This window comes from Pseudomonas alliivorans (assembly GCF_017826695.1).
Taxonomy (GTDB): domain Bacteria; phylum Pseudomonadota; class Gammaproteobacteria; order Pseudomonadales; family Pseudomonadaceae; genus Aquipseudomonas; species Aquipseudomonas alliivorans.
In genome coordinates this window covers 59,511-72,768 of record NZ_JAFFZW010000001.1, presented here as the reverse complement: position 1 = coordinate 72,768, position 13,258 = coordinate 59,511, and the positions used below count along the sequence as shown (strand labels likewise).

The 13,258-nt window shown below is 58.6% G+C and carries 13 protein-coding genes; 6 read left to right on the top strand and 7 right to left on the bottom strand.

The features are described from left to right. From hmpA to JTJ32_RS00320, 3 genes are all read right to left on the bottom strand, one after another. Window positions 1-1,185: an NO-inducible flavohemoprotein gene (gene hmpA / locus JTJ32_RS00330; protein ID WP_210040347.1), complete on the bottom strand. Its 1,185-nt coding sequence runs from the start codon at window positions 1,183-1,185 to the stop codon at window positions 1-3. Between the two features lie 359 nt (window positions 1,186-1,544). Beyond that, window positions 1,545-2,114: a LysE family translocator gene (locus JTJ32_RS00325; protein WP_099227433.1), complete on the bottom strand. Its 570-nt coding sequence runs from the start codon at window positions 2,112-2,114 to the stop codon at window positions 1,545-1,547. A 49-nt stretch (window positions 2,115-2,163) separates the two neighbouring features. Beyond that, entirely contained in the window at window positions 2,164-3,000 is an 837-nt protein-coding gene (locus tag JTJ32_RS00320) for an AraC family transcriptional regulator (protein WP_210040344.1), read from the bottom strand. A gap of 217 nt (window positions 3,001-3,217) precedes the next feature. On the opposite strand from JTJ32_RS00320, the gene JTJ32_RS00315 reads away from it, so the two are divergent. The 3 genes from JTJ32_RS00315 (at window position 3,218) to JTJ32_RS00305 (ending at window position 6,684) form a co-directional block, all read left to right on the top strand. After that, window positions 3,218-4,465, top strand: coding sequence for a DUF1835 domain-containing protein (locus JTJ32_RS00315; protein WP_210040342.1), 1,248 nt, complete (start codon window positions 3,218-3,220; stop codon window positions 4,463-4,465). Window positions 4,466-4,671: 206 nt separating this feature from the next. Beyond that, window positions 4,672-5,391 carry a carbonic anhydrase gene (locus JTJ32_RS00310; RefSeq protein ID WP_184318755.1) on the top strand — a complete coding sequence of 240 codons (720 nt, stop codon included), beginning with the start codon at window positions 4,672-4,674 and terminating at the stop codon, window positions 5,389-5,391. A gap of 105 nt (window positions 5,392-5,496) precedes the next feature. Beyond that, window positions 5,497-6,684 (top strand): MFS transporter, encoded by a 1,188-nt coding sequence (locus JTJ32_RS00305; protein ID WP_210040340.1) that lies wholly within the window; start codon window positions 5,497-5,499, stop codon window positions 6,682-6,684. Between the two features lie 136 nt (window positions 6,685-6,820). Here the strand turns inward: JTJ32_RS00305 and sodC are convergent, their stop codons facing one another. Continuing rightward, the gene (sodC, locus tag JTJ32_RS00300) at window positions 6,821-7,339 is read right to left on the bottom strand and encodes a superoxide dismutase family protein (protein ID WP_210040338.1); all 519 of its coding nucleotides are present in this window, start codon (window positions 7,337-7,339) and stop codon (window positions 6,821-6,823) included. A gap of 246 nt (window positions 7,340-7,585) precedes the next feature. Between sodC and JTJ32_RS00295 the strand changes: the two genes are divergently transcribed. The 3 genes from JTJ32_RS00295 to JTJ32_RS00285 all read left to right on the top strand — a co-directional run bounded on the left by JTJ32_RS00295 (window position 7,586) and on the right by JTJ32_RS00285 (window position 10,231). Next, entirely contained in the window at window positions 7,586-8,245 is a 660-nt protein-coding gene (locus JTJ32_RS00295) for a hypothetical protein (protein ID WP_099227426.1), read from the top strand. 127 nt (window positions 8,246-8,372) lie between these two features. Continuing rightward, on the top strand, window positions 8,373-9,161 hold the full coding sequence (locus JTJ32_RS00290; RefSeq protein ID WP_184318749.1) for a transporter substrate-binding domain-containing protein: 789 nt from the start codon (window positions 8,373-8,375) through the stop codon (window positions 9,159-9,161). 98 nt (window positions 9,162-9,259) lie between these two features. After that, window positions 9,260-10,231, top strand: a complete 972-nt coding sequence (locus JTJ32_RS00285; RefSeq protein WP_210040336.1) for an ATPase — start codon at window positions 9,260-9,262, stop codon at window positions 10,229-10,231. A gap of 89 nt (window positions 10,232-10,320) precedes the next feature. Here the strand turns inward: JTJ32_RS00285 and JTJ32_RS00280 are convergent, their stop codons facing one another. The 3 genes from JTJ32_RS00280 to JTJ32_RS00270 form a co-directional block, all read right to left on the bottom strand. Beyond that, window positions 10,321-11,340: a branched-chain amino acid aminotransferase gene (locus tag JTJ32_RS00280; protein WP_099227423.1), complete on the bottom strand. Its 1,020-nt coding sequence runs from the start codon at window positions 11,338-11,340 to the stop codon at window positions 10,321-10,323. A 127-nt stretch (window positions 11,341-11,467) separates the two neighbouring features. Continuing rightward, window positions 11,468-12,109 carry a CatB-related O-acetyltransferase gene (locus JTJ32_RS00275; RefSeq protein ID WP_210040334.1) on the bottom strand — a complete coding sequence of 214 codons (642 nt, stop codon included), beginning with the start codon at window positions 12,107-12,109 and terminating at the stop codon, window positions 11,468-11,470. 40 nt (window positions 12,110-12,149) lie between these two features. After that, the gene (locus JTJ32_RS00270) at window positions 12,150-13,034 is read right to left on the bottom strand and encodes a glycosyltransferase family 2 protein (protein WP_184320111.1); all 885 of its coding nucleotides are present in this window, start codon (window positions 13,032-13,034) and stop codon (window positions 12,150-12,152) included. Window positions 13,035-13,258: the final 224 nt, after the last annotated feature.

The window sequence follows — 13,258 nt, the reverse complement described above, 5'->3', positions numbered from 1 at the left end:
CTAGACCAGCGCTTCAGCCGGGCCGAAGAACTCGTAATGGCTCTGCTCGTCCGGAATACCCAGCTCGTGCAGCGCTCGCTTGATGAACGCCATGAACGGTTTGGGGCCGAGGAAATAAGCCTCGACGTCCCGGTTCGCAGGCAGCCATTGCTGAAGATGCTCGACGGCAGGCAGGCCGACAACATGGGGCTGGGCAGGATCAGCAACCGTGTCGTTGTAGACGACATGGGCGCGGAACTGCGGATAGCGTGCCTGCCACTCCTTGACCACCTTTTGAAACGCATGCGCTTCAGCGTTGCGCGCGTAATGGATGAACACCACGTCCCGACCGCCAGCCTTCAGCGCTGTTTCGGCCATCGCCAGGGTAGGCGTGATACCGACACCGCCGCTGATCAACACCAACGGCTTGCTGCCTTCAATCAGGGTGAATTCGCCGGACGGTGGAAACAGTTGCAGCTCGTCACCCGCCTTGACCTGTTCATGCAGGTAGTTCGAAGCCACGCCATCCACTTCTTTCTTCACGCTGATGCGATAACCGATGCCTGTCGATGCAGCCGACAGCGAATAATTGCGACGGATTTCCTGACCCTTCACGACCAGGCGCAGGCCAATGTACTGACCGGCCTTGTGGGCGATGACAGGTTGACCATCCACAGGCTCGAGATAGAACGAGGTGATCTCGGCACTTTCCGGCGTCTTGGCTTTCACCTTGAACGCACGCTCGCCACGCCAGCCGCCCGGAGCTGCGGCGATGCTTTCGTACACCGCGTGTTCGGCGCCGATGAGGATGTCGGCCAGTTGCTGATAAGCAGCGCCCCAGGCAGCGATCACTTCGTCGGTGGCGGTTTCGGCGCCCAACACTTCGCGAATCGCCTGCAGCAGGCACGTTCCGACGATAGGGTAATGCTCGGGAAGAATCTGCAACGCCACGTGTTTGTTGACGATCTGGCTGGCCAGCGGACCGAGGTTCTCCAGACGGTCAATGTTGCGGGCGTACATCAGCACGGCATTGGCCAAAGCACGAGGCTGAGCACCATTGGCCTGATTGGCCTGATTGAACAGCGGGCGAACCTCTGGGTAGTCGCGCAGCATGATCTGATAGAAGTGGGTAGTCAGGGCTTCGCCCCCCACTTCCAGAATCGGCACGGTTGCCTTGACGATGTCACGTTGAATGTCGGTCAGCATGGTCAGCTCCAGAACGCTTGAAAGTCGATACCTGGATAGAGCAACGCACGTGCCAACTGAAAACCCTCATGAAATCAAGGGCAACGCGGAAGAAGAAGTCAAAATGACAAGGTCATAATGACCCTGCCATCGACGAACGGGTCATTCCGACCCGCTTCCCGGACCCTGTCGAAAACGGCTGAACACTCGTGCGCGTATCACCTCGATAAATTGGAACCGGACTGTTTCATGAGTCAGAATGGCGCCGCACAGCGCACATCCAGCACGGAGCCATTTACCCGCCCGGACCTGCCGAGCTGCGTGCGCGAACAACTGGAGTGCTCGATGCCGGCGTGATGGCAGTCGGGCCTGCAGGTTTCTCAGTGCAAATAAGCGCCCCAGGCCGATACCAGCAGCAACACCGCCATGCTCCTGTTCAGCCATTGCAGGGCATCGGCAGACTTGAGCAAGCGTGCCGACCCCGCGCCCAACAGCGCCCAGCACGCCAGACAAGGCAGCGACACGAGGAAGAACGCCAGCGCCAGATGGGCCACGGTTCCCTGACTGAACACACTGACGACGGCCAGCGCCATCATCCAGGTCTTCGGATTGACCACCTGCAGACCCGCCGCGCCGACAAATCCCAGGCGCGGACGGCTGTCATCGGGGCTTACGGGACCTGCCTGGCTGTTGAAGATTTTCCACGCCAGCCAGGTCAGCCAGCCGACACCGATGGCCGCCATGACGGGCTGTACGGCAGGCACTTGCATCAACGAACGACCGACACCGGTGCCGACCAGCAACACCAGTCCGGCGGCCCCCATGCAGGCCCCGAGAATGATCGGCAGACTGGCCTTCAGACCGTAACGGGCGCTGTTGCTCAGCACCAGCAGATTGGTGGGTCCGGGGGTGATCGACGCGACGAAAGCGAACAGCAGAAAAGACAGCATGACCGGACTCCATGGATGACAAGCCGTCATGCTCGCGCAATACGCAGCGTCAGTCTGGAAGGTCTGTGCAGCGCGTGCGATAGGCCGCAGGCGTCAAGCCATAGGCACGCAGGAACCAGCGGCCCAGATGACTCTGATCGGCAAACCCCAGATCGCTGGCGACCTCGGCAGGCTGCGCGCCACGGGCCAGAAGCCTGCGCGCCATCGACAGCCGCAACTGCACCAGATAGGCGTGAGGGGGCAGGCCGAAGGCAGCCTTGAAGGCGCGGGTCAGCCTGAAGCGGTCCACGCCGCAGGCCATCGCGAGCTCGTCCAGCCCCAGATCACGCCGAAAATGGGCGTGCAGATAATCCCGGGCACGCAGGGCGACCAAGGGCAGCCGAGGGTCGTGTTGCTGCCTGACTCGCCAGTGCACATGGGCGGTCAGCCGTTCGAGCAGACCATCGAGTGCACTCTGCCGGATGATGCGCGACTCCTGGCCATGCAGCGCCGAAAACGCAGACACGATGGACTGGGCCAGCCGCGGGTCACACACCAGCGTGCTGGTGAAACCGGGCTGGAAGTCCTGCGGCGCGTCTTCGAACAACGACGTCAGTTCACGGCCGATCCAGTGCGGGTCCAGATACAGCATGCGATAGGTAAAGCCATCGGCATTCGGCGCGTCGCCGTCATGAACCTCACCGGGTTCAAGCATGAACACCTGACCGCAGGTGCTGGCATGCCGCTGCCTGCGACAGTGAAACTGCTGCACCCCCTGCTCCGTCACGCCCACCAGATAACTGTCATGCCAATGCGGATCGTAGGCATGCCCACGAAAATGGGCGCGCAACGTCTCGATTCCGGTATCCCGGTCCTGAGCGAGGTCGATCCAGTTGGCTGACTTCATGAGTGGCTTGGGTGGGCAGATGAGCGTGTCTGCTGTTATCGCGCGGCAGAGGCGCAAAGTCTAGAAGGTTTGTGCGCACCCCCTGGGTCGTCTATATTTGCGACCGGCGCCTCCACGCCTCCATCCGCGGAAAGGGCTGCGCCCAGGACACTGCTTCACCCTCTTGTCATTACGACTCCCGACCTTCAAGCGGACAAGGTTTGCACAAGGAGCTCGTATGTCCATCAGTACTGATTTCCGGTCCCAAGACGGCCGCATCAACCTCGAGCAGCAGCGAAAGCGCGCGAAGGAACTGTTGCAGCGCCTGAAACAGGGTACCGCCCCCGATCAGCTCGCACTGCTCGGTACATCGGACCGAACGCTTGCGCCAACGCTTTCCGATGCACAGTGGCTGATTGCGCGCCAACTGGGTTTCAGCAGTTGGCCCAGGCTCAAGGCCCATGTCGACGCCGTTGCCTTTGCCGCGCAGCATCCTGACTTCGACGCCAGCGACGAGCCGCGGACAGTGCATTGGCGGTGCGGCAACGACATCGCCCACAGCCTGCAACTGGCCGGCTTCAAAGGCTCTTTCCACATGCTCAGCGACCCGCTGTGCATGGGCCCGGTTCAGGACCTGCCAGACGTAGACTTTCGAGCGCAGCGCAGTGATTTCATCAGCGCAACCTTTGATATGAATCGCGCCGATGTCGCCCGCAGAACAGACGAAGAGTATGGCCGTCTCGAACAACTGAGCAGTGATCAACACAATGTGCTGTGGTGCGAGGCCGATGCCTACGACCAACTTTTTCTGATCAGAGTCCTGGCAGGTCTGGAGCGACTGCCGTCACGGCTTGAGCTGATCGAGGTGGACCGTGTACCGGGAGTTCAGCGCTTCATCGGCATCGGTCAGTTGGCACCAAACGTTCTCGCCTGGCTGTGGCCACAGCGCAAACCGGTGACTCAGGACATGCTGAACTGCGCACGCACGGTGTGGCGAGCCTATCGCGATGCATCACCTGTTGCACTGGCAGGCCTGGCTCATGAACCGCAACTGCCTCTGCGACTGCTGGCTCCGGCACTGTTGCGACAACTTCAAGAGCTGCCGGGCAGTGAGGACGGTTTGTCGCTCACCGAGCGCCTTTCCTTGCAGTACCTTAGCGAAGCAGGCCCGACCACCTTTGGCCGTGTCTTCGCTGAACTGATGGACAAGCGTGACCCCCTGCCCTTTTTAGGTGACATGATGTTTCAAGCGCTGCTGCGTCCCTTGATCGACTCAGCGGCTCCTTTGCTGAAAGAAGCGCAAGCGCACCTGAAATGGCAGCAGCGAACGCTGACACTGACAGCCTTCGGTAAGCGAGTGCTGGATGAAGGCGCTTATTGGCTGGACCACGCGCAGCACCTGCGTTGGGTCGGTGGTGTGTGCATTATTCCGGGCCAGCCTCACTGGACGATCAACGTCGAAAACCGACCCATATGGCGCGTTTGAAGACGTATGCAGGGTGAGTAGGCGCGGAAAAAACTGTCGAGCCGGACGACTTTTCTGTGAAGTATTTGTGACAACGAGGGCAAATATAATTGGAAAATAAATTCCATTAACTGTATGAAGTGAAAGGATTCTGCGCCCGAAACACCATGGCATCGGGCGCTGAATTCACCCCTCCTTATCGACAGTTAACCAGCCTGAGGCTTTTTATGAATTCGTCCTTGTCGCGCCGCAAGATTCTTCAGGGTGCCTGCTGCCTTCCGGCTGCTGCCGCACTCATGCAAATGCCTTCCATCGCAAATGCCGCCTCACCTGCATCGCCCCGTACCAACATGACTGCCGATCAGGCATTGAAAACATTGCGTGACGGCAATGATGCGTTCATGAAAGACACCACCATCAAGACCGAAGGCAATCGTGACCGCCGTCTGGAAATCGCCAAGGGCCAGACGCCGTTCTGCATCCTGATTTCCTGCTCGGATTCGCGCGTTCCGCCGGAACTGCTGTTCGGCCGTGGTCTGGGTGAACTGTTCATCGTGCGTAACGCGGGCAACACTGTCGACACCACCGCGCTGGGCTCGATCGAATACGGTGTCAGCCAGCTCGGCGTTCCGCTGGTCGTGGTCATGGGTCATGAAAAATGCGGTGCCGTTGCCGCCGCCGTTTCGGTGGTCGAAGACAACACGGTCTTTCCAGGCGCTATCGGTCAGATGATCGAGCCGATCATTCCTGCCGTCCTGACAGCCAAGGGCAAGAAAAGCAAAAACCTTCTGGAAGACTCGGTCAAAAGCAACATCCAGCGCACTGTGGCACGTCTGCGTTCGGCGTCCGAGCCAGCCCTGATGAACCCGATCAAAGCAGGCACCGTCAAGGTTGTCGGCGCCTACTACAGCCTGGAAAACGGCAAGGTCGACTTCTTCGACGTCTGATACGAATGGTCGTATGGGATAGAAAAAGTCGGATAGTTTAAAGCGCACGGATTGCGCCACCCTCCTTGATGTGGCATTGGATATCACCGCCAAAAGGAGTGTCGCGTGACCAAGGATTATCTGGCGTTTTTCAGCGCTCTGTTTCTGTCGCGACTGGCCGATCAGATTCTTCTTTTCATCGTGCCATTGGTCGTTTTTCAGACCACCAACAGCGCGTCATGGGCGGGCCTGGCGTTCTTTGCCGAGTCACTGCCACGCTTTCTGGCGTTTCCGATCTGCGGAGCGCTGTGCGATAAATTCTCTGCGGTCCGGATTCTTCACGTCAGCCAGATGTACCGGGCGTTTCTGTGTCTGCTGGCGATGCTGTTGTACGTGGTTTTCGGCGGCCTTGTCTGGCTGATCCTGCTGTCGGCGTTGTGCGGCGTACTGACCACTCAAGGTGTGATGGCCCGCGAAGTGCTGATGCCACATGTGTTCCCGCGCTACAGCTATGCGCGCACGCTCTCCTACTCTCAGATTGCCGATCAGACGGGGCTGGTGCTCGGCCCATTGGTGGCCGTGCTGTTGCTGAACACGTGGGCGTGGCACTGGGTGGTGCTGGCTTGCGCCGCTCTGTTTCTGCTGGCGGACCTGGCCACATGGGTCTGGCACCGCACTCGCCGTCTCGATCCCTGCGTATTCGAGCAAAGGGACAACAGCGTCTGGCAATCAGTGAGCATCGCTGTCGGGCATATTCGGCGCCTCACTGAGCTGAAGAAGATCATTACCTTGGCGGCCGGGGTGAATCTGATCGTCGGCGTAACCCTGGCGACCTCGGCCGCCATGGTCATCGGTGAATACGGCAGTGATCAGGAGCGCTATGCCGGACTGCAAATGGCGGGCGCAGCGGCGACCATTCTGATCCTGTTTTTTCTGGCACGAGCGGTGCTGCCACTGCAAGTGCTCGGCGTTTTGTCGTACGTGACGATTACCGGCGGCGCATTGGCCAGCGCCTTGAGTCCATCTTTCAGTGGCTACGTGGCGGGCTTTCTGCTGATCGTCGGGTTCGACAAGATGTTCAATGTCTATATGCGCAGCATCCGCCAGCAAGTTATCCCGCGAGAGGATTTCGGCAAGACCGTAGGCGTCATGACGCTGCTCAATAACCTTTCACAGCCGATTGCCGGTCTGCTGGTCGCGCTGTTGGCCGGTCCATTGGGCATTCGAGCGGTCATCGTGGCAATGGCGCTGCTGACCGCTCTGCTCGGCGGGCTGGCGCTTCGGGTGTTTGCAGGTCGCACTGATCCGCAGTGAATAATCCCGGATGCTCACACCGTTCATGCAACACACCGGACTGTGAGGGGGCTTGCTGCGCGACAGCGCCAGACCTGCCACAGACAACCGTGTCTGCAGCAGGTCAGGCTTGCTCGCCAGGGCTGTAAAACCGCGATCAGATCACGCCGCAGGCAGCCCGGTCGCCACCACCGCCCAGCGGCTTCGGATGGTCGGAATGGTTGTCACCACCGGCATGCACCATCAGCGCATGGCCCTTGATTTCCGAAATCTTCTTCAGACGCGGAGCCAGGACCGGATAGTTTGCGGTGCCGTCGGCATTTACGTACAGCGCTGGCAGGTCACCCAGATGACCGTCGGCGTATGGCCCCAGGTGCTTGCCGGTCTTGGCCGGATCGAAGTGCCCGCCAGCGGCCAGCGCGGCGACTTTCGCGCCGTCCTTGGTGCCTGCATCGCAGCTGCCGTTTTCATGGACGTGAAAACCATGAATGCCTGCCGGCAGGTCCTTGAGGTTGGGAGTGAACACCAGCCCGTACTCCGTTTCACTCACCGACACGGTGCCAATCGGCTTCGGTGCGCCATCGGCGCTGACCAGATTGATCGGAACGTCCAGCGATGCGGCCTGTACGCCGACGGAAAACATGCCCAGCAGGCCTAGCCAAAGATAAGGTTTCATAAGGTCAATACGTCCTTGATGGAGGAATCGAGGTTGAACGCGGATGAGCGTGAAACGGCATCGATCAAGCGGCCTTCTTCGCTGTGCTCATCAACGTTTTCGTATACGGCATCACCTGTGACCACAGCCGGTGCGGTTTTGATGCAAAAACTTCGACATGCGCCCTCTGCCCGACGACCCTGCAAACCTCTGCAGCCTCGGCTAACCTGACAAAAACTCTTTCATAATTTACGGTCGTAACACCCCATGAAAGACCCCTACGCGTTCGGGTTCTACAGTGCCTGTTTTGCGCTGGTGGTCGTTGTAGCCGCAGTTTTTTACAGCGCAGCCGTCAGTACATCGCCGGGCAGTGCCGCCAACGCCTATTACATTGTCGAGGCGGCGTCATCGCTAAGCGAAGCGCTGGCGGTGATCGGGATCGCGGGCGTGGTGTTCAAGGCCTACGGATCGTGGAAGCGCGAGACCCGCCAGCAAAAGGCCCTGAGCATCATCTGGGACGCCAACGTCGCGTTCCGCGAAATAGAAATCGGTTTCAATGAATGGTTCTTCGGCCCTACGGCCAATCAGAAGTCCGGCCAGGATGTCGGCAAGATCAATACACTGCTGGCGGCAAGCGCTCTGGGATCTGCACTCAGGGCCTTCAAGAAACAGTGCATTCTGCTCGACAAGGTGGTGATCAAGGATCACTGGCACTGGCTCAACCATGCCGCCCAACTGGACATGCTGGCACGCGCGCTGAGCGCGGAAGCGTTCGGTGCCGTAGGCAAAGGCAAGGTCACGCACACCATCGTCGACTTCCTCTATGCCCATGAAGGTGAAACCTGGAAAAGAACCCAGGCCGACTGGGAATCGCAAATGACCCTCATCGAAGAACAGTTGATGTCGCTGGAAGAGCTGTACACCTGACCGCTCAAGTGTCTGAAGACCGCTTCTTTTGAGCCCAAGGCCTTGTTCCTGCTTCACATCCTCCCTGTAAATGAAGCACTCTGTCGCTTCCAATAAAAATCGACGACACACGCGAGCCCCTACTTTCATGATGAAACTGAATTACAGCGTATCGGCTGCCCTTCTGTTGGGTCTGACAGGCATGGTGCAGGCAGAGGAATCATCTTCGCACCTGGACAAGGTGTTGCAGGCCGGGCAGTTGTCGGTGTGCACCACGGGTGACTACAAGCCTTACACCTTTCATCGCGAAGACGGTGAGTACGAAGGCATCGACATCACCATGGCCCGCTCGCTGGCCAAAAGCCTGGGTGTGAACGTGCAATGGGTGCCAACCACCTGGAAAACCCTGATGCCGGACATGATTGCCGGCAAGTGCGACATCGCGATGGGGGGCATTTCCGTTTCGCTGGAACGTCAGAAGAAGGCGTTTTTCAGCAACACGCTGGATATCGACGGCAAGATTCCGCTGGTGCGCTGTGAAGACCAGGCGCTGTACCAGACCATTGAGCAGATCAATAAACCGTCGGTTCGCCTTATCGAGCCCGCTGGCGGCACCAATGAGGCGTTCGCTCGCGCCTATCTGCCTCAGGCACCCATCGCGTTCCATGACAACAAGACCATCTTTCAGGAACTGCTCGACAAGAAGGCCGACGTGATGATCACCGACGCCTCGGAAGCGCTCTATCAGCAGAAGCGTATGCCCGGCCTGTGTGCAGTCAACCCGACGCGTTACATGCAATACGGCGAGAAGGCCTACCTGCTGCCACGCGACGATGTAGCCTGGAAAGCCTACGTCGATCAGTGGCTGCACCTGAGCAAAGCCACAGGCGCTTATCAGCAGGCCCTGAGTGAATGGCTGGCCGTACCCGCGCAGTAACCGACACGATGGCCCGAGCCCGTCCGGCATTGGTTGCAAGGCGGGCCCGGCTGAAATAGCGTGTTGCAGGATCAACCGTCTGGAAGGCAACTGCGAGCATGAAGCCCACGAAACCCATCACCCGCGCGTTCTGTGTCGAACTGCAGCAGGAAATGTCCATCGCAGGCGCCCGTCGCGAATACTTCTCTCAGGAGCCGCCCCGCAAACGTTTCGAGTTTCTGTGCTCGAACGAAGCCTGCCGGGCAATGGGAGCGAAAGTGACCGGGGTCCGCTACGACGTCAAGCCACAGGACAATCCGACCTTTGTCGCCGCCCATTTCCGTGCCAATCCACATTACGACCATCATGCCGATTGTGAATGGGTGGACGCGGATGCAGACGAATCTGCTGAAGATCAGATCGACGCCAATGACCCTCAAACAGCGCTACGCAAGGCCAAGCGCAAGCTGGACGACTATATCGACGTGTTTGACCCGACGATAAAGGAGCCCGCCAAGGAGAAGTCCGGAGTGGAAAAAGCGGGCAGTCCCGCCCCCGCACCGGTTCCCGGCACGGCGCCTGCTCCGCCTGCCGAACCGAAGGCGCTACGTTACAGCGAAACCCGCACCAACAACCTCGAACGTCTGGTGGACAGTTATCGCCAGGCAAAGGCTGAACTCTCACCCGAGGAGTTCAAGTTGCTGAAACTGCGTATACCGGGTCAGGGCGAACTGTCACTGCGTTCGTACTTTCGCCATATCAAATACGCACAGTTGGGCGACAACGGACGTGTGCTGTATGGCGGTGGTCTGGTGGAACAGCGCTACGGGCAGGGTTTCAAGTTCAAGTTCTTTGACAGACTGGAGGGCAAGCTGGTGACGCTCTATGTGTCGCCCGCACAGATGCAGGCCTATCGCTCAAGCCGCTACATCAGCGAACTGCTGAGCCATGCCGACGAAGTGAAGTTCTTTACGGTCTATGCACTGGGTACGCTGACGAAGAGCCCCTCAGGAAAGAGCTTCAGCGTTGAGGTGGATGATTTGCGGCACCTGGCGATTGTATTGGGGCCGCAGAAGGAGCTTGCGGCTTGAGCGTTTGAAACGGCGTGCCTCGTTATACACACGTCTGCCTCAACCCTGATCGTGCCCATCGCTCTGCGTGGGCATGATCAGGGCCGGTATCAGACCTTGACGATCCAGCCCGCTGGCGGCTCGATATCACCGGACTGCACACCGGTCAGTTCCTTGTACAGACGCTGAGTGACAGGACCTACTTCGGTTTCGCTGTAGAACACATGCAGGTGGTCCTTGTAAGAGATCCCGCCAATCGGCGTGATCACCGCAGCCGTGCCGCACGCACCCGCTTCCTTGAACTCACCTATTTTGTCGATGAACACATCGCCCTCTTCGACCGTCAGGCCCAGGCGGGATTTTGCCAGTTCGATCAGCGACAGACGGGTGATACCCGGCAGCACGGACGGCGACTTGGGCGTCAGGAACACATCGTCATTGGTAATGGCGAAGAAGTTGGCCGAACCCACTTCCTCGATCTTGGAATGGGTCTGCGGATCCAGGTAGATGCAATCGGCGAAGCTGTGCTTCTTGGCTTCGGAACCCGGCATCAGGCTGGCGGCGTAGTTGCCACCGACCTTGGCTGCGCCCGTACCATTCGGTGCCGCGCGGTCGTAGCCGGAGATCACGAAGTTGTTCGGCTTCAGACCGCCCTTGAAATAGGCGCCTACCGGGATGCAGAAGATCGAGAAAATGAATTCCGGTGCCGTGCGCACGCCGATGTTGTCACCCACGCCGATCACGAACGGGCGCAGGTAAAGCGCGCCACCGGAACCGTAAGGCGGAATGAAACGCTCGTTGGCTTTCACCACCTGCCTGCAGGCTTCGATGAACACATCGGTGGGCACGTGGGGCATCAACAGACGGGAACAACTGCGCTGCATGCGCTGGGCGTTCTGGTCGGGACGGAACAGGTTGATCGAACCGTCCTTGCAACGATAGGCCTTGAGCCCCTCGAAGCACTGCTGACCATAATGCAGCGCGGTAGAACCTTCGCTGATGTGCAGAGTGTTGTCTTCCGTGAGCGAGCCCGCATCCCAGGCACCATCGCGCCAGTGAGACAGGTAGCGTTTGTCGGTCTTGATGTAATCGAAACCCAGAGTGTCCCAGTTGATGCTTTCGTGACTCATAACGCCCTCTATCATTTAGCGACTGCCTGGACGAGTCAGGCCATTGCCGTATTCTGCCAGATCATTCGAAACCTGAGGCTTGAAATAAATACAAACCGATGTGGCGTTTTTGCATCCGTTCAAACCGTCAGCCTGTCACTGCCTGTACAGCGCCCTGCCGCTGTCGAACATAAGCCAGAAACGCCTCCATGTCCGAACTGCACAAGGTGCGCGCAACCTGCTTGACCTCCTCCATGGGCCAGTCCCACCACGCGGCCTGAAGCAGCAGTTCGCGAACGTCCTCATCGAAACGCCAGCGAATGAATTTGCACGGATTGCCGCCGACCACGGAAAAGGGGGCTACATCGCGCACGACCATGGCGCCGGCCCCTACAATGGCCCCGTGTCCGATCGTCACGCCGGAAAGAATCACCGCGTCTGCGCAGATCCAGCAGTCACTGCCAATGGTCACGTCGCCTTTACTCGGCGCGTAGTCCTTGATGTCGCTGACCCGATCGACCATGGCCGGAAACGGGTATGTGGTGATCCAGTCGGTTCGATGCTCGCCGCCCAACAGAATCCTTACACCTTCGGCAATGGAGGTGTAGGAGCCCACTCGCAGGATCGTATCATCGCCGAACTCGATGACGTCCGGGATGCCGTAGGTACCGACTCCGACTTCATAGCGCGGGTAGCGCAACCTGATTTTCTCGGCGGCCCTTTCCAGCTTGTCCAGCTGGCGAAGCTGCTTGCGTATTTTTCTGGCCTTTAGCCTTTCGATGAATCTCATGAGCACTCTGGATCAATAGGTTGCGAGAGGTTCTGGCTACCTACCGGTAGCTCAACAGCAGGCGCTTGCAGCGACGCCAGGTGGTGCGGTCCACATGCCTTAACGGGATAGAGCAAAGCAGTTTCCAGGCGTATCGCTTGTCTGAAACCGATGCGTATTTGAGGGCCTTGTTGACGATGAGGGTTCGGCCTTTCTGATACCCGGAATGATCACGGTAAGGCTCGATGGTCTTGAGATCAGCCTCAAGCAGCACCTTGTATTTTCGCGACAGGTTGTTGGGGTGGCGGCGGTAACGGGTCACGACTTCCGGTATGACGTGAATTTCGTAACCCTGAGCCGCGATTCTCAGGGTCATCTGAAAATCCTGAACCTTGATCTCGGGGTCATAACCGTTCGCGTCACGGATGGCCTGCATGCGGTAAAGGGCGACCGGAGCGCCTACGACCACAGCACCGCGCAGCACGTCGTCGAAATCAAGACGCTCGATGTAATTGCGGGACTGGCACTTGACCTCGTTGCCGTCGCAATCCATGTAACTGATGAGCGCGCCGATGCAGCCCACTTTCGGATGCTGATCAAGGTATCGGGCACGGACACTTACGGAGGACGGCAGCATGATGTCGTCCAGATCCGGCGTGGACACGTAGACGCCTTTGGCGTATCTGAGCCCGTGATTGAGCGCGGCGCTCACACCCTGATTGGGCTGGCGATAAAGCTGGAATGGATACTGGCTCTGCAGTGCCTCCAGCATCGCAATGCTGTTATCCGTAGAGCCGTCATCGACAATGATGACTTCGAAGTTCTCGTAATCCTGAGCAAAAATGCTCTGAATGGCAGCTTCCAGAAATCGCTCGGCGTTGTAACAGGGGGCGATGATCGACACGAGCGGTTTAGGCGAAATGTCCTGAACAGTTGAGGACGTCATAGGGGTAACAGCCATAATTATTATCCAGCCCTAGGCTTTGAAATACAGCGCGTTGCGTAACAGATCGAATACAAAACGCACATGATGCGACAAGTCATCCCCATTTTCCATGACCCTCCCATGAGCAAAGATTCACGCACGCCATGACGAATCCGATCGGCGACATGGCGATACGTCTAGCTCGCACCTGAGCACCCGCCCACGTGTTTTGCGAGGCAAAATAG

Bases quoted from the DNA above. Each gene is read 5' to 3' on its own strand.
- JTJ32_RS00310 (WP_184318755.1), top strand. From the start codon at position 4,672: ATGAATTCGTCCTTGTCGCGCCGCAAGATTCTTCAGGGTGCCTGCTGC.
- JTJ32_RS00295 (WP_099227426.1), top strand. From the start codon at position 7,586: ATGAAAGACCCCTACGCGTTCGGGTTCTACAGTGCCTGTTTTGCGCTG.
- hmpA (WP_210040347.1), bottom strand. From the start codon at position 1,185: ATGCTGACCGACATTCAACGTGACATCGTCAAGGCAACCGTGCCGATT.
- JTJ32_RS00290 (WP_184318749.1), top strand. From the start codon at position 8,373: ATGATGAAACTGAATTACAGCGTATCGGCTGCCCTTCTGTTGGGTCTG.
- sodC (WP_210040338.1), bottom strand. From the start codon at position 7,339: ATGAAACCTTATCTTTGGCTAGGCCTGCTGGGCATGTTTTCCGTCGGC.
- JTJ32_RS00315 (WP_210040342.1), top strand. From the start codon at position 3,218: ATGTCCATCAGTACTGATTTCCGGTCCCAAGACGGCCGCATCAACCTC.
- JTJ32_RS00275 (WP_210040334.1), bottom strand. From the start codon at position 12,109: ATGAGATTCATCGAAAGGCTAAAGGCCAGAAAAATACGCAAGCAGCTT.
- JTJ32_RS00270 (WP_184320111.1), bottom strand. From the start codon at position 13,034: ATGACGTCCTCAACTGTTCAGGACATTTCGCCTAAACCGCTCGTGTCG.
- JTJ32_RS00285 (WP_210040336.1), top strand. From the start codon at position 9,260: ATGAAGCCCACGAAACCCATCACCCGCGCGTTCTGTGTCGAACTGCAG.
- JTJ32_RS00320 (WP_210040344.1), bottom strand. From the start codon at position 3,000: ATGAAGTCAGCCAACTGGATCGACCTCGCTCAGGACCGGGATACCGGA.
- JTJ32_RS00280 (WP_099227423.1), bottom strand. From the start codon at position 11,340: ATGAGTCACGAAAGCATCAACTGGGACACTCTGGGTTTCGATTACATC.
- JTJ32_RS00325 (WP_099227433.1), bottom strand. From the start codon at position 2,114: ATGCTGTCTTTTCTGCTGTTCGCTTTCGTCGCGTCGATCACCCCCGGA.